Origin of the sequence: Cellulomonas carbonis (genome assembly GCF_014636275.1) — a bacterium.
In the GTDB taxonomy this organism is placed as follows: domain Bacteria; phylum Actinomycetota; class Actinomycetes; order Actinomycetales; family Cellulomonadaceae; genus Actinotalea; species Actinotalea carbonis.
Genome location: NZ_BMEB01000001.1, coordinates 122,860 through 144,143, shown reverse-complemented (window position 1 = coordinate 144,143; position 21,284 = coordinate 122,860). Strand labels below are relative to the sequence as shown.

At 73.6% G+C, this 21,284-nt stretch carries 21 protein-coding genes and 2 tRNA genes; 14 read left to right on the top strand and 9 right to left on the bottom strand.

Translation table 11 applies throughout. From position 1 onward, the window contains the following. The first annotated feature begins 283 nt into the window (after positions 1 to 283). Complete coding sequence (gene aceE / locus IEV86_RS00610; protein ID WP_043605938.1) at positions 284 to 3,022, top strand: pyruvate dehydrogenase (acetyl-transferring), homodimeric type; 2,739 nt, start codon at positions 284 to 286, stop codon at positions 3,020 to 3,022. Between the two features lie 90 nt (positions 3,023 to 3,112). On the opposite strand, the gene IEV86_RS00605 is transcribed toward aceE, so the two are convergent. Then, positions 3,113 to 3,796, bottom strand: a complete 684-nt coding sequence (locus tag IEV86_RS00605; protein ID WP_043606235.1) for a hypothetical protein — start codon at positions 3,794 to 3,796, stop codon at positions 3,113 to 3,115. A 228-nt stretch (positions 3,797 to 4,024) separates the two neighbouring features. Between IEV86_RS00605 and IEV86_RS00600 the strand changes: the two genes are divergently transcribed. The 5 genes from IEV86_RS00600 (at position 4,025) to IEV86_RS00580 (ending at position 9,073) form a co-directional block, all read left to right on the top strand. Next, entirely contained in the window at positions 4,025 to 5,191 is a 1,167-nt protein-coding gene (locus IEV86_RS00600; protein ID WP_188484514.1) for a PucR family transcriptional regulator, read from the top strand. A gap of 112 nt (positions 5,192 to 5,303) precedes the next feature. After that, positions 5,304 to 6,320 (top strand): ACP S-malonyltransferase, encoded by a 1,017-nt coding sequence (locus IEV86_RS00595; protein WP_052426211.1) that lies wholly within the window; start codon positions 5,304 to 5,306, stop codon positions 6,318 to 6,320. Continuing rightward, positions 6,317 to 7,321, top strand: coding sequence for a beta-ketoacyl-ACP synthase III (locus tag IEV86_RS00590; RefSeq protein ID WP_043606679.1), 1,005 nt, complete (start codon positions 6,317 to 6,319; stop codon positions 7,319 to 7,321). The genes IEV86_RS00595 and IEV86_RS00590 overlap by 4 nt, the downstream gene beginning before the upstream one ends. A gap of 95 nt (positions 7,322 to 7,416) precedes the next feature. Next, positions 7,417 to 7,665 (top strand): acyl carrier protein, encoded by a 249-nt coding sequence (locus IEV86_RS00585; RefSeq protein WP_043606677.1) that lies wholly within the window; start codon positions 7,417 to 7,419, stop codon positions 7,663 to 7,665. A 166-nt stretch (positions 7,666 to 7,831) separates the two neighbouring features. Beyond that, positions 7,832 to 9,073, top strand: a complete 1,242-nt coding sequence (locus IEV86_RS00580; protein ID WP_043606674.1) for a beta-ketoacyl-[acyl-carrier-protein] synthase family protein — start codon at positions 7,832 to 7,834, stop codon at positions 9,071 to 9,073. A 99-nt stretch (positions 9,074 to 9,172) separates the two neighbouring features. Here IEV86_RS00580 and IEV86_RS00575 read toward each other — a convergent pair whose 3' ends face one another. Together IEV86_RS00575 and def are read right to left on the bottom strand one after the other, a co-directional pair. After that, positions 9,173 to 9,673: a DUF3145 domain-containing protein gene (locus IEV86_RS00575; protein WP_043606672.1), complete on the bottom strand. Its 501-nt coding sequence runs from the start codon at positions 9,671 to 9,673 to the stop codon at positions 9,173 to 9,175. 141 nt (positions 9,674 to 9,814) lie between these two features. Continuing rightward, positions 9,815 to 10,306 carry a peptide deformylase gene (gene def, locus IEV86_RS00570; protein ID WP_043606671.1) on the bottom strand — a complete coding sequence of 164 codons (492 nt, stop codon included), beginning with the start codon at positions 10,304 to 10,306 and terminating at the stop codon, positions 9,815 to 9,817. 316 nt (positions 10,307 to 10,622) lie between these two features. Here def and IEV86_RS00565 point away from each other — a divergent pair, with 316 nt between their 5' ends. Together IEV86_RS00565 and IEV86_RS00560 are read left to right on the top strand one after the other, a co-directional pair. Next, entirely contained in the window at positions 10,623 to 10,973 is a 351-nt protein-coding gene (locus IEV86_RS00565; protein ID WP_043606669.1) for a YtxH domain-containing protein, read from the top strand. Between the two features lie 137 nt (positions 10,974 to 11,110). After that, positions 11,111 to 11,302 carry a hypothetical protein gene (locus IEV86_RS00560; RefSeq protein ID WP_043606668.1) on the top strand — a complete coding sequence of 64 codons (192 nt, stop codon included), beginning with the start codon at positions 11,111 to 11,113 and terminating at the stop codon, positions 11,300 to 11,302. Here IEV86_RS00560 and aceB read toward each other — a convergent pair whose 3' ends face one another. Together aceB and aceA are read right to left on the bottom strand one after the other, a co-directional pair. Further along, on the bottom strand, positions 11,303 to 13,036 hold the full coding sequence (gene aceB / locus IEV86_RS00555; RefSeq protein WP_081978731.1) for a malate synthase A: 1,734 nt from the start codon (positions 13,034 to 13,036) through the stop codon (positions 11,303 to 11,305). It lies immediately after the preceding gene. Further along, positions 13,033 to 14,448 carry an isocitrate lyase gene (gene aceA, locus IEV86_RS00550; RefSeq protein WP_081978730.1) on the bottom strand — a complete coding sequence of 472 codons (1,416 nt, stop codon included), beginning with the start codon at positions 14,446 to 14,448 and terminating at the stop codon, positions 13,033 to 13,035. Before aceA ends, aceB begins: the two co-directional genes overlap by 4 nt. Before the next feature lie 148 nt (positions 14,449 to 14,596). Here aceA and IEV86_RS00545 point away from each other — a divergent pair, with 148 nt between their 5' ends. Then, positions 14,597 to 16,129 (top strand): helix-turn-helix transcriptional regulator, encoded by a 1,533-nt coding sequence (locus tag IEV86_RS00545; RefSeq protein ID WP_081978729.1) that lies wholly within the window; start codon positions 14,597 to 14,599, stop codon positions 16,127 to 16,129. A 6-nt stretch (positions 16,130 to 16,135) separates the two neighbouring features. Here the strand turns inward: IEV86_RS00545 and IEV86_RS00540 are convergent, their stop codons facing one another. Genes IEV86_RS00540 through IEV86_RS00530 form a run of 3 tightly spaced genes read right to left on the bottom strand, consistent with a single transcriptional unit; the run spans position 16,136 to position 18,158 of the window. Continuing rightward, positions 16,136 to 17,056, bottom strand: a complete 921-nt coding sequence (locus IEV86_RS00540; RefSeq protein ID WP_043606665.1) for a cation diffusion facilitator family transporter — start codon at positions 17,054 to 17,056, stop codon at positions 16,136 to 16,138. After that, positions 17,053 to 17,757 carry a cation diffusion facilitator family transporter gene (locus IEV86_RS00535; RefSeq protein WP_052426213.1) on the bottom strand — a complete coding sequence of 235 codons (705 nt, stop codon included), beginning with the start codon at positions 17,755 to 17,757 and terminating at the stop codon, positions 17,053 to 17,055. The genes IEV86_RS00540 and IEV86_RS00535 overlap by 4 nt, the downstream gene beginning before the upstream one ends. Further along, positions 17,754 to 18,158 carry an ArsR/SmtB family transcription factor gene (locus IEV86_RS00530; RefSeq protein WP_052426212.1) on the bottom strand — a complete coding sequence of 135 codons (405 nt, stop codon included), beginning with the start codon at positions 18,156 to 18,158 and terminating at the stop codon, positions 17,754 to 17,756. Before IEV86_RS00530 ends, IEV86_RS00535 begins: the two co-directional genes overlap by 4 nt. A gap of 87 nt (positions 18,159 to 18,245) precedes the next feature. On the opposite strand from IEV86_RS00530, the gene IEV86_RS00525 reads away from it, so the two are divergent. The 4 genes from IEV86_RS00525 (at position 18,246) to IEV86_RS00510 (ending at position 19,580) form a co-directional block, all read left to right on the top strand. Beyond that, positions 18,246 to 18,319, top strand: a tRNA-Ile gene (locus IEV86_RS00525). A 209-nt stretch (positions 18,320 to 18,528) separates the two neighbouring features. Further along, entirely contained in the window at positions 18,529 to 18,870 is a 342-nt protein-coding gene (locus IEV86_RS00520) for a DUF8129 domain-containing protein (RefSeq protein ID WP_043606662.1), read from the top strand. Positions 18,871 to 18,899: 29 nt separating this feature from the next. Next, positions 18,900 to 19,403, top strand: a complete 504-nt coding sequence (locus IEV86_RS00515) for a hypothetical protein (RefSeq protein ID WP_043606660.1) — start codon at positions 18,900 to 18,902, stop codon at positions 19,401 to 19,403. 104 nt (positions 19,404 to 19,507) lie between these two features. Continuing rightward, positions 19,508 to 19,580: transfer RNA gene (locus tag IEV86_RS00510), tRNA-Asn, on the top strand. Positions 19,581 to 19,820: 240 nt separating this feature from the next. Here IEV86_RS00510 and IEV86_RS00505 read toward each other — a convergent pair. Next, entirely contained in the window at positions 19,821 to 20,435 is a 615-nt protein-coding gene (locus IEV86_RS00505; protein WP_229734420.1) for a TetR/AcrR family transcriptional regulator, read from the bottom strand. Between the two features lie 345 nt (positions 20,436 to 20,780). Between IEV86_RS00505 and IEV86_RS00500 the strand changes: the two genes are divergently transcribed. Then, on the top strand, positions 20,781 to 21,281 hold the full coding sequence (locus tag IEV86_RS00500; RefSeq protein WP_043606654.1) for a DUF6326 family protein: 501 nt from the start codon (positions 20,781 to 20,783) through the stop codon (positions 21,279 to 21,281). The last annotated feature ends 3 nt before the right edge of the window (positions 21,282 to 21,284 follow it).

Sequence of the window (21,284 nt, the reverse complement as noted above, 5' to 3'; positions counted from 1 at the left end):
CGGGTGCGCCAACGGTAGCCCACCGGCGTCGCATCGGTGTGGCAAGAGCCACACCGCCGCCCCCCTCCGGGTCGCCCGCCGCACGCGCAGCGGTGCGTGAGGGGCCCGGGACGGGCCGCGTTCCGCACGACCGTGGTGCACGGCACGCCGGGCCGGTGTGACTTTGCCCCGCCCGGAGGCGGAGAATGGTCCGACGACCCGGGTGCGCACCGCTGCGTGCGTGCCGGTCCGAACCCGAGCGCCGCACCACGAACAGGCACCGGCGCAGACGAGAGGTGAGGTTGTGGCTGCACGTGACACGACGGGCCCGCTGATCAACGGGCTCCTGAGCCAGGTCCCCGACATCGACCCGGAGGAGACCGGCGAGTGGGTCGAGTCCTTCGACGGGCTCGTCGACGAGCGGGGCGGTCCGCGTGCGCGGTACGTCCTGCTGAACCTGCTCAAGCGGGCGCGCGAGCGCAACGTCGCCGTGCCGACGTCGCTGACGACGCCGTACGTCAACACGATCGGCGTGCACGAGGAGCCGTACTTCCCCGGCGACGAGGCCGTCGAGCGCCGCTTCCGCAGCTGGATGCGCTGGAACGCCGCCGTGATGGTGACGCGCGCCCAGCGGCCCGAGGTCAGCGTCGGCGGCCACATCTCCTCCTACGCGTCGGTCGCGACGCTGTACGAGGTCGGCTTCAACCACTTCTTCCGCGGCAAGGACCACCCCGGCGGCGGTGACCAGGTCTTCTTCCAGGGTCACGCGGCACCCGGCATCTACGCGCGGGCGTTCCTCGAGGGCCGGCTGTCGGCCGAGCAGCTCGACGCGTTCCGGCAGGAGGTCTCCGTCCCCGGCGGCGGGCTCTCCTCCTACCCGCACCCGCGCCTCATGCCCGGCTTCTGGGAGTTCCCGACCGTCTCGATGGGTCTCGGCCCGGCGTCGGCGATCTACCAGGCCTGGGTCAACCGCTACCTGCACAACCGCGGGATCAAGGACACGAGCCAGCAGAACGTCTGGGCGTTCCTCGGCGACGGCGAGATGGACGAGCCCGAGAGCCGCGGCATGCTCCAGCTCGCGGCGCAGCAGGGCCTGGACAACCTGAACTTCGTCGTCAACTGCAACCTGCAGCGCCTCGACGGCCCGGTGCGCGGCAACGGCAAGATCATCCAGGAGCTCGAGGCCTTCTTCCGCGGTGCCGGCTGGAACGTCATCAAGGTCGTCTGGGGCCGCGAGTGGGACGCGCTGCTCAACGCGGACAAGGACCGCGCGCTCGTCAACCTGATGAACACCACGCCCGACGGCGACTTCCAGACGTACCGCGCCGAGAACGGCGCCTTCATCCGTGAGCACTTCTTCGGCCGCGACCCGCGCACCAAGCAGCTCGTGGAGCGCATGACGGACGACGAGATCTGGGCGCTCAAGCGCGGCGGCCACGACTACCGCAAGCTCTACGCGGCGTACGCCGCCGCGAGCGCCCACACGGGGCAGCCGACGGTGATCCTCGCGCACACGATCAAGGGCTACGGGCTCGGGTCGAACTTCGCGGGGCGCAACGCGACGCACCAGATGAAGAAGCTCAAGCTCGACGACCTCAAGAACCTGCGCGACTCGCTGCGCATCCCCGTGAGCGACGAGCAGATCGAGAACCCGTACGACGCGCCGTACTACCACCCCGGTCCGGACGCCCCGGAGATCCGGTACATGATCGACCGGCGCAAGGCCCTCGGTGGCTTCGTGCCCGAGCGTCGCGTCGCGCCGGCCCCGGTCACGCTTCCCGAGGCCAAGGTCTACGACGTGCTCGCCAAGGGCTCCGGCCAGCAGCAGGTCGCGTCGACGATGGCGTTCGTCCGGCTGCTCAAGGACCTCATCAAGGACAAGGAGTTCGGCCGCCGCATCGTGCCGATCATCCCGGACGAGGCGCGCACGTTCGGCCTGGACTCGATCTTCCCGAGCGCGAAGATCTTCAACACGCAGGGGCAGAACTATCTCGCGGTCGACCGCGAGCTGATGCTCTCGTACAAGGAGTCCGAGCAGGGCCAGATCCTGCACACGGGCATCAACGAAGCCGGCTCGGCCGCGGCGTTCCAGGCCGTCGGCACCTCCTACGCCACGCAGGGCGAGGTCATGGTGCCGGTCTACATCTTCTACTCGATGTTCGGCTTCCAGCGGACCGGCGACCAGTTCTGGGCGGCGGGCGACCAGATGACCCGCGGGTTCATCATCGGCGCGACCGCTGGCCGCACGACGCTGACCGGCGAGGGCCTGCAGCACGCCGACGGGCACTCGCCCCTGCTGGCGAAGACCAACCCCGCCGTCGTGCACTACGACCCGGCGTACGGGTACGAGATCCGGCACATCGTGCGCGACGGGATCCAGCGGATGTACGGCGACGACGGGCGCGACCCGAACGTCATGTACTACCTGACCGTCTACAACGAGCCGATGGCGCAGCCGGCCGAGCCGGAGGACGTGGACGTCGAGGGCATCCTGCGCGGCATCCACCGCGTGTCGGTCGCCGAGGGTGACGGGCCGCGGGCCCAGATCCTCGCGTCGGGCGTGGGCGTGCCGTGGGCCCTCGAGGCGCAGCAGCTGCTGGCCGACGACTGGGGCGTGCGCGCCGACGTCTGGTCGGTGACGAGCTGGAACGAGCTGCGCCGCGACGGCCTCGCCGCGGACGAGCACAACTTCCTCAACCCGGACGCCGAGCCGCGGACGGCGTACCTCACGCAGAAGCTCCAGGGCGCCCAGGGCCCGTTCGTCGCGACGAGCGACTACGACCACCTCGTGCCGGACCAGGTGCGCGCGTGGATCCCCGGCGAGTACGCGACCCTCGGCGCGGACGGCTTCGGCTTCTCCGACACCCGCGCAGCGGCCCGCCGCCACTTCAAGATCGACGGGCCGTCGGTCGTGGTGAAGGTCCTGCACCAGCTCGCACGGCGCGGCGAGGTCGACCGTGGCGCCCCCGCGCAGGCGATCGAGAAGTACCAGCTGCACGACGTCCGGGCCGGCACGTCCGGCACCGCGGGCGGCGACGCCTGACGTCCCGACGCCGAGCACGACGAAGGCCCCCGCCGTCGGCGGGGGCCTTCGTCGTACCGGCGAGCGGCGCCCGTGGCGCCGGCACGGTCGTCAGGTACCGGCGATGTGCTGCTCCGCGGCAGCCACGGCCTGCTCGAGCTCGGGTCGCAGGCGCGCGACGGCGTGCTTGTCCGGGTGCATCTCGAGCGCCGCGAGGTGGTGCTTGGCCTCGAGCGGACGATCGGCCTCGATCGCGGCGTGCACGAGGTGGCGGGCGATCTCGGGCGTCTGCTCCTTGACGCGCCAGTGGCCGACGCCGAGCCCGAGTGCCTCGACGGGCAGCCCGGCCTCGCGCAGGACGGCGAGCCCCTCGGCGAGCGCCTGCCCCGACGGGTCGCGCTCGGCCGCCGTCGCGAGCCGACGCAGCGCCGCGTCGTGGTCGTCGTGCACGGACAGGCGCGCGAGCTCGATGAGCGGGTACCAGGCCCGCGGGTTGCCGGCGATCTCCTCGCCGAGCGCCCACACCGCGAGGTCGGCCGCACGCTGCTTCTCGACGTCGTCCTGCGGCGCGGTCAGCGGGTCCCCGTCGGGGACCATCTCGGCGGCGCGGCGGCGGACGATCTCCGCGAGGGCCTGGAACGCGCGGGCGTCGTTGGGGTCCTCGTGCAGGAGCGCCCGGACCGAGTCCTCGTGGATGGTGTCGCGGCGGCGTGCGGACGTCGGTCGGCGGACGCCGACCTTCGACGCGGAGACCGGCCGGCGCAGGAGTCGTCGGAGCCGTGGGAGCAGAGCCATGACACCGACCATAGCCGCACAGCGTGCGGCGAGCCCGCCCGTCACCGGGACGAACCGGACGCACCGGACCCCGTCGCGCCCGCGCTGCGGACCGGTGCCGCGGCGTCGGGCGAGCACCGGAACCGGGGACCACCGGACGCCTCGCGGGCGATCCGGCCGGAGGCCCCGTTGCGGTTCCCTACAAAACGTCGATCCCGCGGGGACGTCTCCCAGCCCTATGCTCCCCCCATGGCCGCCGTCCCGTCCGCACGCGACCAGGCGCACACGCTGCGCCGCCTCCACGACGGCAGCGGTCTCCTGGCCGCCGCCGCGCTGCGCAAGCTCGACGAGAACCTCGCCTGGTACCGGGCGCTCCCGGCCGAGGACCGCTCGTGGCTCGGCCTCGTCGTCCAGGCGGGCATCTCGAACTTCATCACCTGGTTCTCCGACCCGAGCACCCCGCCCCACGGCGCCGGGGAGATCTTCGCCGCCGCGCCGCCCGAGCTGACGCGCTCGATCTCGCTCCAGCACACGCTCCAGCTCGTGCGACTCATCGTCGAGGTCGTCGAGGACCACAGCGAGCGGCTGGCGGCGCCGGGCGGCGAGCGCGACCTGCGCGAGGCCGTGCTGCGCTACTCGCGCGAGGTCGCCTTCTCGGCGGCCGAGGTCTACGCGCGTGCCGCCGAGGTGCGCGGCGCGTGGGACGCGCGCCTCGAGGCGCTCGTCGTCGACGCGATCGTCCGCGGCGACGCCGACGACGCCCTGCGCTCGCGCGTCGCGGCGCTGGGCTGGAGCGGGCACGGCAGCGCGCTGGTCATGGTCGGCACGACGTCGCACCCGCTCGACGACGTGCGCGCGGGCGAGCTGCGGCGCGCGACCCGCCGAGCCGCGGACGACGCGCTCGTGGGCATCCAGGGCGACCGGCTCATCGTGGTGCTCGGCGGCGAGGGCGACCTGCGCGCCGCGGCCACGTCGCTCGTCGCACGCTTCGGCCCCGGGCCCGTCGTCGTCGGCCCGGCCGTCCCGAGCCTCGCGGAGGCGGCACGCTCGGCGTCCGCGGCGCTCGCCGGGCTCTCGGCGGCCCGCGCGTGGCCGACCGCGCCGCGGCCCGTGCTCGCCGACGACCTCCTCCCCGAGCGCGTGCTCGTGGGCGACACGGCGGCCCGGCGCGCGCTCGTGGACCAGGCGTACCGCCCGCTCGTCGCGGCGGGCGGCTCGCTCCTGGAGACCCTCGCCGCGCACGTCGAGCACGGCCGGTCCCTCGAGGCCGCGGCGCGCGTCCTGTACGTGCACCCCAACACCGTCCGGTACCGCCTGCGCAAGGTCGCGGAGGTCACGGGCTGGGACCCGCTCGACGCGCGCGAGGCCTACGTCCTGCAGACCGCGCTCGCCCTCGGCAGGCTCGACGAGGACTGACGCCCGCACACCTGCGGCGCGCCAGGCGTTGTAGGGATCGCACAAGAGCGTCCGACGAGGTTGGTGCCCGTCGTGGCCCGGGCGGCTCGTGACGGTTCGGCACAGTGAGCGGGTGCTTGCCATCGTCTGCCCGGGTCAGGGCTCCCAGACCCCCGGCTTCCTCGCCCCGTGGCTCGAGCTGCCCGGGGTCGAGGACCGCGTCCGCGTCCTGTCCGACGCCGCCGGGACCGACCTCGTCGCGCACGGCACGACGTCCGACGCCGACACGATCCGCGACACGGCCGTCGCCCAGCCCCTCATCGTCGCCGCGTCGCTCGTCGCGTTCCGCGCGCTGGGTGACGACGTCGCGGGCGGCGTGGACGTCACCGCGGGGCACTCGGTCGGCGAGCTCGCCGCCGCAGCCGTCGCGGGCGTGCTCGACGACGCGGGCGCCGTGGGCCTCGTCGCTCACCGCGCTCGGGCCATGGCACGGGCGGCGGCGCTCACCCCGAGCGGCATGAGCGCCGTCGTCGGGGGCGACCCCGACGAGGTCCTCGCCCGGATCGCGGCGGCCGGCCTCCACCCGGCGAACGTCAACGGCGGCGGCCAGGTCGTCGCTGCGGGCGACCTCGACGCCCTGGCGGCGCTCGCCGCGGAGCCGCCCGCACGGGCCCGGGTGATCCCCCTGCAGGTGGCGGGTGCGTTCCACACGCCGTTCATGCAGACCGCCGCGGACGCGTTCGCCGACGTCGCCCGGACGTGGCCGGCGCAGGACCCGCGGGTCGCGTTCCTGTCCGACGCGGACGGCGAGCCCTACGCCCCCGCCGACGACGCGCCGCACGGTCGCGCGGCGGACGTCCTCGCACGCCTCGCGGCGCAGGTCGTCGCACCCGTCCGCTGGGACCTCGTGCAGGCCACGCTCCTGCGCCTCGGCGTGACCGGCCTGGTCGAGCTCGCGCCCGCCGGTGTCCTCACCGGCCTCGCGCGGCGTAGCCTGCCCGGCGTGGAGACCGTCGCCGTCAAGTCCCCGGCGGACCTCGACGCGGCACGCGAGCTCGCCGCACGCCACACCTCGCACGCGGCGCCGACGCCCGCGCGCACCTCGTCCGACGGCCGGCCGGCCGGCACCGCCCAGGAGGCGCCCGAGTGACCCGTCCCACCCTGACCCAGTCGTCCGGGCCTGCCCACTCGCGCATCCTCGGCCTGGGTGCCGTCCGCGGTGAGAACGTCGTCACGAACGACGACGTCGCGGGACCCATCGACTCCTCGGACGAGTGGATCCGCCAGCGCACCGGGATCGTGACGCGTCGGCGCGCGCGTGCCGACCAGGACGTCCTCGACCTCGCCGAGGCCGCGGGTCGCGCCGCGATCGCGGACGCCGGGCTCGTCGGCGCGGACATCGACGCGGTGATCCTCTCCACGGTCACCTACTTCCACCAGACGCCCGCCGGCGCCGCGGTGCTGGCCGACCGGCTCGGCGCGACGCCCGCCGCGGCGTACGACATCTCGGCCGCGTGCGCCGGGTACACCTACGGGATCGGGCAGGCCGACGCGCTCGTGCGCTCGGGTGCGGCGCGCAACGTGCTCGTCATCGGCGCCGAGAAGATGAGCGACTTCATCGACCCCACGGACCGCTCGATCTCGTTCCTGCTCGGCGACGGTGCCGGGGCGGTCGTCGTCGGCCCCTCCGACACCCCGGGCATCGGCCCGACGGTGTGGGGCTCCGACGGCGCCCAGGCCCAGGCGATCCGCCAGACGGCGTCGTGGAAGGACGCGATCGAGAACGGCGAGCCCTGGCCGACCCTGCGCCAGGAGGGCCCGACCGTGTTCAAGTGGGCCGCGTGGCAGATGGCCCCCGTCGCGGCCAAGGCGATCGCGGCGGCCGGGCTGACGCCGGACGACGTGGACGTCTTCGTCCCGCACCAGGCGAACATGCGGATCATCGACCAGCTCATCAAGCAGCTCAAGCTGCCCGAGCACGTCGTCGTCGGTCGCGACATCGCCGACACCGGCAACACGTCCGCGGCCTCCATCCCGCTCGCGATCGAGCGCCTCAAGCGCGAGGGGACCGCGTCGAGCGGGGATCTCGCGCTCCAGATCGGATTCGGCGCCGGGCTCGTCTACGCCGCGCAGGTCGTCGTCCTGCCCTGACGGGCGACGCGACCCTCCCGACCTCGGCGCACCCGCGCCGATGCACGCACCAGGCCCTGCGGGCCCGGCACACCACCACCACCGAGGAGACACGAATGGCCTACAGCGAGCAGGAGATCCTGGACGGTCTCGCCGAGATCGTGAGCGAGGAGACCGGGCTGCCCACGGACACCGTGACGGCCGAGAAGTCGTTCACCGACGACCTGGACATCGACTCGCTCTCGATGATGACGATCGTCACGCTCGCGGAGGAGAAGTTCTCGGTCCGCATCCCCGACGACGAGGTCAAGAACCTCACCACCGTCGGCGACGCCGTCAGCTACATCGCCGGCGCGCAGGCCTGACCCTCGCGTCCCACCGGCCGGCGCGGCCGGCAGCGACCTCGACGCCCGGCCGACGCCCGGCCGGCGTCCGGCTGCTGCCGGCCCGGCCGGGACCCGGACGCCGCGGGCCCGCGACGGCCCCGGCGCCCCACCCACCGCCCGCGACCGCGGACACCCTGGAGGACCTGTGAGCACCGCACGTGACGTCGTCATCACCGGCATGGGGGCGACGACCCCGCTGGGTGGTGACGTGCCCAGCACCTGGCGCGCCGCACTCGCCGGCACGTCGGGCGCCCGCACGCTCGAGAACGACTGGGCCGAGAAGTACGAGATCCCCGTGTCGTTCGCGGCGCAGCTCGCGGTCCCGGCCACCGACGTGCTCCCCCGGCCCGAGACCAAGCGCATGGACCCGTCGGCCCAGTACGCCGTCGTGGCGGCGCGCGAGGCCTGGCAGGACGCCGGCATCACCGACGTCGACCAGGACCGCCTCGGCGTCGTGGTCTCCTCGGGGATCGGCGGCATCTGGACCACGCTCGACGCCTGGGACACGCTCCGCGCCAAGGGTGCGCGCCGCGTGCTGCCGATGACGGTCCCGATGCTCATGCCGAACTCGCCCACCGCCTACGTCGAGCTCGAGCTCGGCGCACGTGCGGGTGCGCACGCGCTGGTGTCGGCGTGCGCGTCGGGCGCCGAGGCCATCGGCTACGGCATGGAGATGATCCGCACGGGTCGCGCCGACGTCGTCGTCGCGGGAGGCACCGAGGCGGCCATCCACCCGATGCCGATCGCCGCGTTCGCCGCGTCGCGCACGCTCTCGACGCGCAACGACGACCCTGCGGCCGCGTCACGGCCCTACGACACCGCGCGCGACGGCTTCGTCCTCGGCGAGGGCGCGGGGGTCCTGGTGCTCGAGAGCGCCGAGCACGCCGCGGCGCGCGGCGCGCGCGTCTACGCCCGGCTCGCGGGCGTCGGCCTGAGCGCCGACGGCTACCACATGACGTCGCCCGAGCCGAGCGGACGCGGGCAGATCGCCGCGATGCGCGCGGCCCTGCAGGACGCGGCGGTGTCGACGACCGACGTCGTGCACGTCAACGCGCACGCCACGTCGACCGTGGTGGGCGACCTCATCGAGGCGCGCAGCGTCCGGGCGGTCCTGGGCGACGACGCGGACGGCGTCGCGCTCTCGGCGACCAAGTCGATGACGGGCCACCTGCTCGGCGGCGCCGGGGCGCTCGAGACGATCTTCACGGTCCTCGCGGTGCACGCGCGCACCGCTCCCCCGACGATCAACGTCGACGACCCCGACCCCGAGCTGGTGCTCGACCTCGTCCGCGAGCCGCGCACGCTGCGCGACGGCCAGGTCGCGGCGATCAACAACTCGTTCGGCTTCGGCGGTCACAACGTGGCCCTGGTCGTCACCAGCGCCTGAGCACGACGACGACGGCGCCCCGGGAGCTCTCCCGGGGCGCCGTCGTCGTTCGCCCGTCCTCCGTGGTCGTCCGCGCAGCCGGTCGCGGGCTGCGGGACGTCACCCCACGCGGTGCAGCCAGCGCACGGGTGCGCCGGCACCCGCGTAGCGGAAGGGCTCGAGCTCGGCGTCCCACGCCTGACCCAGCGCCAGGTCCAGCTCCCGGCGCAGGCGCGTCGGGTCACCCGCGTGCTCGAGGGCCGCGCGGATCCGGTCCTCGGGCACCATCGTGTTCCCGTGCACGTCGGTCACGGCGTGGAAGATGCCGAGCTCGGGCGTGTGGCTCCAGCGCGCGCCGTCGGCACCGTGGCTCGCCTCCTCGGTCACCTCGTACCTGAGGTGGGCCCAGCCGCGCAGCGCGGACGTGAGTCGGGCGCCCGTGCCCTGCGCGCCCTGCCACGAGTGCTCGGCGCGGAACATGCCGGGCGCCGCGGGCTGCTCGGTCCAGTCCAGCGACAGGCGCGCGCCGAGGACCCCGCCGGCCGCCCACTCGATGTGGGGGCACAGTGCGCGGGGCGCGGAGTGCACGAAAAGGACACCGCGGGTGATGGCACCAGCCATGTCGTTCCTCCTGTCAGGTCGAGGTTCGCCTTCCCCAACGACCTCGGGACCTGCTCAGGTGGGACGGACAGGGCACGTGCGTGTCGCGGCGTGCTGGGGCAAGCATGCCCGACGACGGCGCCGCGGCGCCACCGCCACGCGTCAGGCGAGCTGCTCGCGGAGCGCGCGCATCGCCTTCTTGCGGACGGAGCGCTCGAGCCGGTCGATGTAGAGCTTGCCGTCGAGGTGGTCGACCTCGTGCTGGAGGCACCGGGCCATGAGCTCGACGCCCTCGACGACGACCTCCTTGCCGTCGAGGTCCTCGCCCACCACCCGGGCGTACCAGGCGCGCTTGGTCGGGTACCACAGGCCCGGGACGGAGAGGCAGCCCTCGTCGCCGTCCTGGTACTCGTCCTCGGACAGCTCGACGATGCGAGGGTTGAGCACGTAGCCGATCTCGTCGTCGATGTTCCACGAGAACGCGCGCAGGTTGACGCCGATCTGGTTGGCGGCGAGGCCCGCGCGCCCCTCGTGGTCCACCGTCTCGAGCAGGTCGTCCACGAGCGAGCGCACCCGGTCGTCGACCTCGGTGATGGGGTCGCACGGGGTCCGGAGGACGGGGTCGCCGACGGTGCGGATCTCTCTCATCGCCATGGGGGCCATCTTCCCACGGGGCGGACGTGCCACCTGCTGCCCGGCGCGCACGCCGTGACGGTTCACCGGGCAGCCGCCGACAGGTCGGCCGGATGTCGGCGCGAGGCCGGCCGGACGCCGCTCGGGCGACTCCGCGAGGTCGGCGGAACGCCGCTCGGCCGACTCCGCGAGGTCGGTCCCTCGTTGGCCGCGCGTCGTCCGACGCCCCGATCTAGGCTCGCAGCGAGCGGCACGCCCCGGTGACCCCGGTCACCACGGCGACGCGGCGCCGGTGTGCGCTCGCCGGCGCACCCCAGTCGACGGAAGGGACCTCATCATGCGGACGAAGGCAGCATTCCTGGTCGGGAGCGCGGTCGGTTACGTGCTCGGGACGCGCGCGGGCCGTCAGCAGTTCGAGAAGATCAAGACGCAGGCGCAGAAGGTCTGGGAGAACCCCAAGGTCCAGGAGAGCGTCTCGGGCGTCAGCGAGAAGGCGACGGGCTTCGTCAAGGAGAAGGCGCCCGAGCTCAAGGACAAGCTGACGGGCGGCTCGTCCTCCGGTGCGACGTCCCCCTCGCCGGACACGCCGGACGAGCTCGGCACGTTCACGACGGCGGGCACGGACGAGACCGAGAACGGCCGCCCCGGCTCGACCGGCACGTCCTACCCGACCGGCGGCTCGATCTGAGCTGGCGTCCGCGGAGGGCCGGGGTGGCACGTCCACCCCGGCCCTCCGTCGTCCGGGCCGGCCGCCGCGCCCGGCATCGACGACCGAGCGTCTGACGCGGCCTCGTACGACCTCGCACGGCACGGCAGACTGTCCGGGTGCCGCTCACCATCACCGTGCTCGGGGCTCTCGTGACGCTCGCGGGTGCCGCCGCCCTCGTCCTCGCCTTCCGCCAAGGTCAGGCGGACCGTCCCGACGACGAGCGGCTGACCTTCCGGCGCGCGGTCGCGCTGCTCGCCGGCGGCTCGCTCCTCCTGCTCGTCGGGACGGTCCTCCAGACGTCCGTCTGATCAGCGCCCGGCTCCGGCCTGCGGCTCGACGAGGAGCTGCGAGTACGGGCACAGCGTGAGGAACGTCGGGTAGTCCTCGCCGAGCGCGACCTGGCGCAGCACGGTCGCGGCGTCGTCGAACCGGTCCCCCGCGCCGCGCGGCTGCGCGGCGAGCACCTCCTCGAGCACCTGCTCGACAGCGGCGCGCGTGACGCGCGTGCCCTCCTCGGTCCGCACCTCGTGGTGGATCCACTGCCACAGCTGCGAGCGCGAGATCTCCGCGGTGGCGGCGTCCTCCATGAGGCCGTCGATCGCCGCGGCGCCCGTCCCGCGCAGCCACGACTCGAGGTAGCGCAGCGCGACCGACACGTTGGCCCGCACGCCCGCGTCGGTGACCGCGCCGGGGACGGACCCCACGTCGAGGAGGTCGGCCGCGGTGACGTGCACGTCGTCGCGGAGCCGGTGCCGCTGGTCGGGCCGCGCCCCGAGCACGTCGTCGAACACCTCGCGCGCCACGGGCACGAGGTCCGGGTGCGCGACCCACGACCCGTCGTAGCCGGCCGTGGCCTCGCGCTCCTTGTCGGCGCGGACCTGGGCGAGAGCGCGCTCGGTCGCCTCGGGGTCGCGGCGGTTGGGGATGAACGCCGACATCCCGCCGATGGCGTGCGCGCCGCGACGGTGGCACGTCGCCACGAGCAGCTCGGTGTAGGCACGCATGAACGGCACCGTCATCGTGAGCCGGGACCGGTCCGGCAGCACGAACCGCCGCCCGCGCGACCGGAACGTCTTGATCACGCTGAACAGGTAGTCCCACCGGCCCGCGTTGAGGCCCGCGCAGTGCTCGCGCAGCTCCCAGAGGATCTCCTCCATCTCGAACGCCGCGGTGATCGTCTCGATGAGGACCGTGGCGCGGATCGTCCCGCGCGGCATGCCGAGCATCTCCTGCACGGCGACGAACACGTCGTCCCACCACCGCGCCTCGAGGTGGCTCTCGAGCTTCGGCAGGTACAGGTAGGGACCGCGCCCCGCGTCCACGAGCGCCTGCGCGTTGTGGAACAGGTAGAGGCCCGCGTCGACGAGGCTCGCCGACGCCGCGACCTCCTGGCCGGTGCGACCGGTGAAGGCCAGGTGCTTCTCGGCGAGGTGCAGACCGCGCGGGCGCATGACGACGGTGGGCGTCGTCGGCCCGACGCGGTACTCCTTGCCCTCGGCGCTCACGAAGTCGACCTGACCGCGCAGCGCGTCGTAGAGGCTGTGCTGCCCGCCGACGACGTTGCGCCACGTCGGCGACGTCGCGTCCTCCAGGTCGGCGAGCCACACGCGGGCGCCGGAGTTGAGCGCGTTGACGGTCATCTTCCGGTCGGTCGGCCCGGTGATCTCGACCCGGCGGTCCTCGAGGCCCGGGCCCGGGCCGGCGACGCGCCAGGTCGGGTCCTCGCGGATGTGGCGGGTCTCGGGCAGGAACTGCGGGTCGGCGCCGTTGGCGAAGCGGTCGCGTCGTTCCTGGCGCGCGTGCAGCAGCTCGTTGCGTCGCCCGAGGAACCGGGTGTGCAGCTCGGCGACGAACGCGAGCGCCTCGGGCGTGAGGATCTCGTCGGAGCCGGGGACGCGCGACCCGAGGACGCGCAGCGTCCCTGCCGGGCGGGGGGCGGTGGTGCGGGCCTCCGCGTCGCGCGGCGTGGTCGCGTGCGGCGTGGTCGCGGACGGGGTGGTGGTGGCGCGCGGCGTGCCGGCGCGCTCGGTCGTGGTCGTCATCGGTGCTGCCCTCCGAACTGAGCGGTCTCGGTGGAGCCCGCCATGGCCGTGGTGGCGCTGGCGGGGTTGAGCGTGGTCGCGACGCGGTCGAAGAACCCGGTGCCGACCTCGCGCTGGTGGCGGGTCGCGGTGTAGCCGTCGGCCTCGGACGCGAACTCGGCCTCCTGGAGCTCGACGTAGGCGCTCATCCCGCGGCGTGCGTAGCCCTGGGCGAGCGTGAACATCGAGTGGTTGAGCGCGTGGAAGCCCGCGAGGGTGATGAACTGGAACGCGTAGCCGTAGGACGCGAGCTCGCGCTGGAAGCGCGCGATCGTCGCGTCGTCGAGGTGCGCCCTCCAGTTGAACGACGGCGAGCAGTTGTAGGCGAGGAGCTTGCCGGGGAAGCGCTCGTGGACGCGCTCGGCGAACTCGCGTGCGAGCCCGAGGTCCGGCTCGCCCGTCTCGACCCACAGCAGGTCCGCGTACTCGGCGTAGGCGAGGCTGCGCGCGACGACGGCGTCGAGCCCGGGCCGGACGCGGTGGTAGCCCTCGACGGTCCGCTCGCCCGTGAGGAACGGCGCGTCGCGCTCGTCGACGTCGGACGTCAGCAGGTCCGCGGCGAGCGCGTCGGTGCGCGCGACGACGAGCGTCGGGACGCCGGCGACGTCGGCCGCGAGCCGGGCGGCGCTGAGCGTCCGCACGTGCTGCGACGTCGGGACGAGGACCTTGCCGCCCAGGTGCCCGCACTTCTTCTCGGCCGCGAGCTGGTCCTCCCAGTGCACGCCCGCGGCGCCGGCCGCGATCATCCCCGTCATGAGCTCGTAGGCGTTGAGAGGGCCGCCGAAGCCGGCCTCAGCGTCCGCGACGACGGGTGCGAGCCACTCGCGCGACGGACGGCCGTGCTCGGCGGTCTCGATCTGGTCCGCGCGCAGCAGCGCGTTGTTGATCCGGCGCACCACCGCCGGCACGGAGTTGGCCGGGTAGAGGCTCTGGTCGGGGTAGGTCTGGCCCGACAGGTTCGCGTCGGCCGCGACCTGCCAGCCGGACAGGTAGATGGCCTCGAGGCCGGCCCGGACCTGCTGCACCGCCTGGTTGCCGGTGAGGGCGCCGAGCGCCGGCACCCACTCGCGCGTGTGGAGCAGCTCCCACAGCCGCTGCGCACCACGCCGAGCGAGCGTGTGCTCCTCGCGGACCGAGCCGCGCAGCGCGACGACGTCGGCGGCCGTCCAGTCGCGACGGATCCCCGCCCACCGGGGGTCGGTCGCCCACTCGTGCGCGAGCTCGTCGGCCGTCTGCGTCGTGTCGCCCGGGAGCGGACCGGTGCGGACGTCGCCGCCCGGGGCCGCGGCGCCGTCGACGTCGGACGTGCCGGCCGCGCGGTCGACCGGGTCACCGGTCGGGGTGGTGGGGGTCGTGTCGATGGTGGTCGCCATGGGGTGTCTCCTGTGCGTCGTCGGGACGGCGTGCGACCAACCTGACGCAAGGTCAAGCCCTCTTCCCGGCTCGGCGAGCGAGAAGAATCGCCGTTCTTCTACGCCGGGGAAGCGGACACGGGCGGGTGACCCGTGCCAGCGTTCTCGCATGGCTCTCACCGACGAGGTCCGCACCCCGCTCGACCGGCGGACCGCCTCCGCCCTGACGCTCCAGCCTGCGACGACGCCCGACGCCGGGACGCCGGTCGTCGACCCGCTGGTCATCGGCCGCCGCGTCCGCCACCTGCGCACGACGCGCGGCATGACGCTCGACGAGCTCGGCGACGCCGTCGGCCGTGCGCCGTCGCAGATCTCCGTGCTGGAGAACGGCCGACGGGAGGCCAAGCTCTCGCTGCTGCAGCAGGTCGCCGCGGCGCTCGGCGTGACGCTCGCGGACCTCCTCTCCCCCGAGCCGCCGACGCGCCGGGCCGCGCTCGAGATCGAGCTCGAGCGCGCGCAGCGCGGACCGTTCTTCACCGGGCTGGGCCTGCCTCAGGTCAAGGTGGGTCGGTCGTTGCCGACCGACGCGCTCGAGACGATCGTCGGCCTGCAGCGCGAGATCAGCCGGCTGCTGACGGAGCGCGCGGCGACGCCCGAGGAGGCGCGACGCGCCAACACCGAGCTGCGTCGCCAGATGCGCGACCGCGACAACTACTTCCCCGAGCTCGAGGAGCACGCCAAGGTGCTGCTCGCGGCCGTGGGCCACACGGGCGGGCCGCTGTCGCAGCGCGTGACGGCCGAGATCGCGGCCCACCTCGGCTTCTCGCTGCACCACGTGCACGACCTGCCGCACTCGACCCGGTCCGTGACGGACACCGAGCACGGGCGGATCTACCTGCCGCACGGGCTCGGCACGTCCGGCGACCCTCGATCCGTGGTGCTCCAGGCGATCGCGGCGCACGTGCTCGCGCACGGCGAGCCCACGAGCTACGGGGACTTCCTGCGTCAGCGCGTCGAGACCAACTACCTCGCGGCGGCGCTCCTGGTGCCCGAGGACGCCGCGGTCGCGATGCTCGTCGCCGCGAAGGCGCAGCGTCAGCTGTCGATCGAGGACCTGCGGGACGCGTTCGGCGTGCCGTACGAGACCGCCGCGCACCGCTTCACGAACCTGGCGACCCGGCACCTGGACGTCCCGGTGCACTTCATGAAGGTCCACGAGAGCGGCACGCTGCACAAGGCGTACGAGAACGACGGCGTCGACTTCCCGCACGACCCGCTCGGCGCGATCGAGGGGCAGCCGGTCTGCCGGCGGTGGACCGCGCGGACCGTGTTCGGCATCCCCGACCGGTTCAGCCCCTACTACCAGTACACCGACACCCCGGCCGGCACGTTCTGGTGCACGTCGAGCGTCCAGGGCTCGGCCGACGGCGAGTTCTCCGTGAGCGTGGGCGTGCCGTTCGCGCAGGTGCGATGGTTCCGGGGGCGCGAGACGACCGAGCGGGCTCAGTCGCGGTGCCCCGAGCCGAGCTGCTGCCGGCACCCGCCCGAGGAGCTCGCACGCCGCTGGGACGGGCACGCGTGGCCGGCCGCCCGCCCGCACGCGAGCATGCTCGCGGCGCTGCCGGCCGGGGCGTTCCCCGGCGTGGACCAGACCGAGGTGTTCGACTTCCTCGAGCGTCACGCACCGCGGGACGACGCCTGAGCCGCCTCAGTCGTGCCCGTGCGGCTCGTGCGCGCGGTGCCCGACGGGTTCGAGCTGGAACGTGCAGTGCGCCAGGTCGAAGTGGCTCACGAGGCAGGTCGTGAGGGCGTCGAGCACCTCGCCCGACCTGCCCTGCGCGAGGCACTCGTCGTCGACGACGACGTGCGCGGACAGGGCGGGTGCGCCGCTCGTGATGGTCCAGGCGTGCAGGTCGTGCACGTCGACGACGCCTCGGACGTCGCGCACGTGGGCCCGGACGTCGTCGAGGTCGATCCCCCGAGGCGTCGCCTCCAGCAGGACGTCGAGCACCTCGCGCAGGAGGCGCCACGCGCGCGGCAGCACCAGGAGGCCGATCGCGAACGACGCGACGACGTCGGCCCGGGCCCAGCCGGTCACCGCGATGACGACGGCCGCGACGACGACCGCGACGGACCCGAGCAGGTCCCCGAGGACCTCCAGGTACGCCCCGCGGACGTTGAGGCTCTCCTTCTGCCCCGCGTGCAGGAGCGCGAGCCCGACGCCGTTCGCGGCGAGGCCGACCAGGGCCGTCGCGAGCATCACGCCGGTCGCGACGTCGGGCGGCTCGTCCCAGCGGCGGACCGCCTCGAGCACGACCCACACCGCGATGCCGGCCAGCACGAGCGCGTTGCCGAGCGCGGCGAGCACCTCGGCGCGCTGGAGGCCGAACGTGCGCGCGTTCGTCGGCGGTCGTGCGGCGAGGCCGGCGGCCAGGAGCGCGACGGCCACGCCGGACGCGTCGGCCAGCATGTGACCGGCGTCGGCGAGCAGCGCGAGCGAGCCCGACACGAGCCCGCCCACGACCTGGGCGACCGCGACGACGAGCGTCAGGACGAGGACGACGACGAGCCGGCGCCCGTGACGACCGGTCGCCGTCCCGACCCCGTGCCCATGGCCGTGCGCGCTCATCGGCGCTCCGTCGACGGCTCGCCCTCGTGCAGGTCGTCGTCGTGCTCGTCGTCGTCGTGGTCGTCGTGGTCGTCGTCGCAGACGAGCTCGCCCTCCCATGCCTCGCGACCCTCGTGCACCGCGAACGCCGCGATGACGAGCCCGGCGACCGGATCGAGCCATGCCGCACCCGTGAGTGCGAACGCGACGAGCGCGACCAGCGTCGAGGCGCTCAGCAGGGCGCAGATGCGCGTCTCGGCGGCGTCGGCGAGGACGAGCGGGTCCCCGAGCCGGCGGCCCACGCGGCGCTTGACCTCGGCGAGGACCGGCATGACGACGAGCGACACGGCGAGCAGCACGATGCCGACCACCGAGGTGTCCGGCGGCTCGGCAGAGGTCAGGCTGCGGACGCCCTCGACCGTGACCCACGCCGCGAGCAGGAAGAACGTCACCGCGACCGCCTTGAGGGTGCGGCGTTCGGCGCGCTCGTCCGCGGTGCCGTGACGCAGCCGCGCGGACAGGCGCAGCGCGACGAGGACGGCCGCGACCGACTCGATGCCCGAGTCGATGCCGAACCCGACGACCGACACGAGCCCCGCCGCGACGCCGGCCGCGATCGCGACGGCCCCCTCGACGACGTTCCAGGCGACGGTCAGGCGCGCGAGGCCCAGCGCTCGCCGCGTGAGGCGCTCGCGCTCGACCGCGGTCAGGGCCGCGCTCACGGGCGCACCTGCGCCGTCGTCGCGACGCCGTACCGCGGGCACAGCGCGACGGCCGAGCCGGTGAGTCCGAGGAGCCGCTCGGCCGACTCCAGAACTCCCAGGAGCGCCTCCGGGTGGCTCAGCCTGTGCATCGACGCGCGGCCCTGCGTGCGGACCTCGACGAGACCGCAGTCGCGCAGGCACGCGAGGTGCTGCGACACGGTCGACTGCGCGAGGCCCAGGTGGCGCACGAGGTCGACGACGCGGTGCTCGCCGAGCGCGAGGTGCGTGAGGATCGCGAGGCGCGAGGGGTCGCTGAAGCCGTGGAACAGCGACGCCGCGGCGGCGAGCGCGTCCGCGTCGACGGGCGCACCGGCGGCCCGGTCACCTGCTGGGGTCGGATCGGTCGCGTGCTGTGTCATCGTCACGGGCCGATGCTAGCGCGCCCGTCACGCTGGCCGGCCTGCCCCGGCCCGAGCCGTCGTGAGCGCTGATATCTTCGCGCCCGCGGGCCAGTAGCTCAGCCGGTCAGAGCAGCGGACTCATAATCCGTCGGTCGTGGGTTCAAGCCCCACCTGGCCCACGACCCGCTCCAGCCCTTCGGCTGATGGTTGACAGCTGTTCCGGCTGGTGCCCGACGTCGCCGCCGGGTCGGCACCGACGGTCTCCGGTGGCCGACCGGGGCGTCGTCGCGCACGATCGGGAGATGCCACGGGCAGCAGCGTCACGCTGCTCGGCCGCTGACGACCACGGACACCGGGCGCGGCCACCGCGCCCAGGACGGAGGACGACATGCCTGATCCCGCACGCACGGACCTGCCCATCCCTGACTTCGACCACCTCTCGGTGACGGCGCTCGGCCACCGGATCCGGTCGCTCGACGTCGGCCAGATCGACTCGCTGCTCGAGTTCGAGCGAGCCCACGGCAACCGCCTCCCCGTGGTGCAGGTGCTCCAGATGCGTCGGCGCGCGGTCGCCGAGGGCGCCGAGACCTCCGACGGCGACGCGAGCGCCCCGCCCGCCGACACGTCCGCTCCCGCGGGCGGAAGCAAGGTCTCGCCCGACACGCAGGGGCCGGTGCAGAACCCGCCGTCGCAGGGCGTCCCGACCAACCCCGCCCAGCCCCGCACCTGAGGCGGCGGCGGGCGTCGTAGGTTGGGCGCATGCCGCTGTTCCGACGACGCCCCGCCCTGCCCGACGACGTCCGCGAGCGCCTCGGCGCCGCGCGCTCCGACGTCCTCGCCGTCGCCGAGCTCGCCGACGGCTGGGCCGTCGCGACGCGTGCCGGGCTCGCCGTCGTCCGCGGTGAGGACGTGCTGCGCCGTGCGTGGACCGACGTCGACGCCGCGCGCCTCTCGGACGAGACGAGCGCCCTCACGGTGACCTGGGTGGACGGGACACCCGCGACCGAGCTCGCGCTCGTCGACCGCTCACCCGGCGGGCTCCCGCGCGTGCTGCACGAGCGCGTCCAGTCGTCCGTCGTCCACCACGAGCAGGTCGCGCTGCCGGGCCGCCGCACGGTCCGCGTCGTCCTCCGGCGCGACGCCGACGGGCGGCTCTTCACCCAGGTCATCGGCACGGGTCACGTCGACCTCACGGATCCCTCCACGGCACGCGCCGTGGACGAGGCGGAGGCCCGCGTGCGGGAGGCGGCCGGGCTCTCCTGAGCCCCCGCGGCTCGCGCACCCGGGTCGACACCTCGTCCGGTTCGCGGTGACACGCCGCGTTCTGGCGCACCCCCCGGCATCAGGTAGCATTTCGACCCGCGCGATCCCGCGTAGCTCAATTGGCAGAGCATCCGACTGTTAATCGGACGGTTACTGGTTCGAGTCCAGTCGCGGGAGCAGAAGCAGAACCGCAGGTCAGGCCCCGCTCCGGCGGGGCCTTCTGCATGTCCGGCCCAGAGCGCCCGCCGGATCAAGAACGATCATGAAGGCCTTCGACGAGCCACGCGTCGCACCGGCAGACCGTGACGGGATCGCCACGCCCCAGGCTGCCCGGGCCCACCCACGTGGTGAAGGTTTCCCGACCGCGTCGCCCCCTCCCACCAGCGCGGCACGCCTCCCGAACGACGTCGCAACCGGCTACGTGGAGGACCTCAGGGGCTCGAGAGCGGCCAGGACGAGGTCGAGGCCGAAGAGGAACTCCCCCGCCGGGTCGTAGCCGGCAGCGACGAGCCCCGCCGCGGACTCGTTGAGGTAGGGGAACTCGTCAGCAGGGAGCTGGGGCAGGTAGACGCCCTCGGCCATGTCCGAGAACTCGTCGGCGGTGTCGAACGGCAGACTCGCATCCTGCAGTGCGAAACCGTAGACGTAGACGTCGAGCAACCAGTTGGCGTGTGTGGCCATCAGGACGGAGAAGCCGGCCTTCCGCAAGCAGGCGGTCACCGCTTCACGGTGGCGCAGGTGTGCGGGGCCTGGCGATGTCCTCGACTCCATGAGACCGATCGCCCATCGATGGCGCGCGAGGACCTCCCGGGCGGAGACCGACCGTCGTCGCATCGCCGATTGCCAGTCCGTGTCCTCGGGCGGGAGCTCGATCTCGTCGAACACGACGTCGATCATGGCGTCGAGCAGCTCCTCCTTGTTCGACACGTAGTGGTAGAGCGACATCGCCCCCGCGCCGAGCGCGCTGGCCAACCGGCGCATGCTCAGCCCTTCGACCCCCTCGCTGTCGGCGATCCGGATGGCCTCGGCCACCAGTCGCCGCTTGCTCAGCCCCGCGGCTGACGCGACGTGGCGCTCTTCCCTCACGAATAGGTGCCTCTCGCTCGCTCGAACCTCTTGACGAACGTACAGCGTACGGCCACAGTACAGCGTACGAGTACGCCGTACGAGTACGGCGTACGGGTCCACGCCAGCGGCTGGGGGTCTTCGCTTCGGTCGCTCGGCGAAACACCTTCCGCCCCGTCGGGGCCGGCCCACCCGAGGAGGAGTCGTCACCGTCTGACGACCCGACCGACGGGAACGTCCCCTCAGTGGGCATGCACGCCCAGACCCGCCGCCACCTCAGCGGACGGACCGCTCCTCTCGAAGGAAGAACCGATGACCATCCGAACGAGCACCCCGAGCCTGCTCGACACCACGCCGGTTCCCGTGCAGGCCAGGCTCGCGGCCGCGTGGACCAGCCTGATGTTCTTCGTCATCTACATCGACTACTTCCACCTCTACCAGCCCGGCGCCATCGACCAGATCCGGGGTGGGGGCATCTTCGAGTTCGACATCACCCCGACGCTGATGACCATCTTCGTGGTGGTCATCGGGATCCCGGCCGTGATGGTGATGCTCTCCATGGCGCTGCCCGCGAAGGTGAACCGCGCTACGAACCTGGTCGTGGCATCGCTGTACGTCCCGGTCATGGTGTTCAACGCGGCAGGGGCGTCATCGGACTGGGCCTTCTACTACGGCCTGCACATCGGGGTCGAGGTCCTGATCCTCGCCTTCATCCTGCGTTCCGCCTGGACCTGGCCCCGCCGCGCCGCGACGTCGGCGACCACGGCAGCCGGCGCGTCCGAGGAGCCGCTCCTGACGCAGCACCACGCGTAGCCC

Bases quoted from the DNA above. Each gene is read 5' to 3' on its own strand.
- IEV86_RS00605 (WP_043606235.1), bottom strand. From the start codon at position 3,796: ATGGCTCTGCTCCCACGGCTCCGACGACTCCTGCGCCGGCCGGTCTCC.
- IEV86_RS00600 (WP_188484514.1), top strand. From the start codon at position 4,025: ATGGCCGCCGTCCCGTCCGCACGCGACCAGGCGCACACGCTGCGCCGC.
- IEV86_RS00585 (WP_043606677.1), top strand. From the start codon at position 7,417: ATGGCCTACAGCGAGCAGGAGATCCTGGACGGTCTCGCCGAGATCGTG.
- IEV86_RS00575 (WP_043606672.1), bottom strand. From the start codon at position 9,673: ATGGCTGGTGCCATCACCCGCGGTGTCCTTTTCGTGCACTCCGCGCCC.
- def (WP_043606671.1), bottom strand. From the start codon at position 10,306: ATGGCGATGAGAGAGATCCGCACCGTCGGCGACCCCGTCCTCCGGACC.
- IEV86_RS00565 (WP_043606669.1), top strand. From the start codon at position 10,623: ATGCGGACGAAGGCAGCATTCCTGGTCGGGAGCGCGGTCGGTTACGTG.
- aceB (WP_081978731.1), bottom strand. From the start codon at position 13,036: ATGACGACCACGACCGAGCGCGCCGGCACGCCGCGCGCCACCACCACC.
- aceA (WP_081978730.1), bottom strand. From the start codon at position 14,448: ATGGCGACCACCATCGACACGACCCCCACCACCCCGACCGGTGACCCG.
- IEV86_RS00545 (WP_081978729.1), top strand. From the start codon at position 14,597: ATGGCTCTCACCGACGAGGTCCGCACCCCGCTCGACCGGCGGACCGCC.
- IEV86_RS00540 (WP_043606665.1), bottom strand. From the start codon at position 17,056: ATGAGCGCGCACGGCCATGGGCACGGGGTCGGGACGGCGACCGGTCGT.
- IEV86_RS00530 (WP_052426212.1), bottom strand. From the start codon at position 18,158: ATGACACAGCACGCGACCGATCCGACCCCAGCAGGTGACCGGGCCGCC.
- IEV86_RS00520 (WP_043606662.1), top strand. From the start codon at position 18,529: ATGCCTGATCCCGCACGCACGGACCTGCCCATCCCTGACTTCGACCAC.
- IEV86_RS00515 (WP_043606660.1), top strand. From the start codon at position 18,900: ATGCCGCTGTTCCGACGACGCCCCGCCCTGCCCGACGACGTCCGCGAG.
- IEV86_RS00500 (WP_043606654.1), top strand. From the start codon at position 20,781: ATGACCATCCGAACGAGCACCCCGAGCCTGCTCGACACCACGCCGGTT.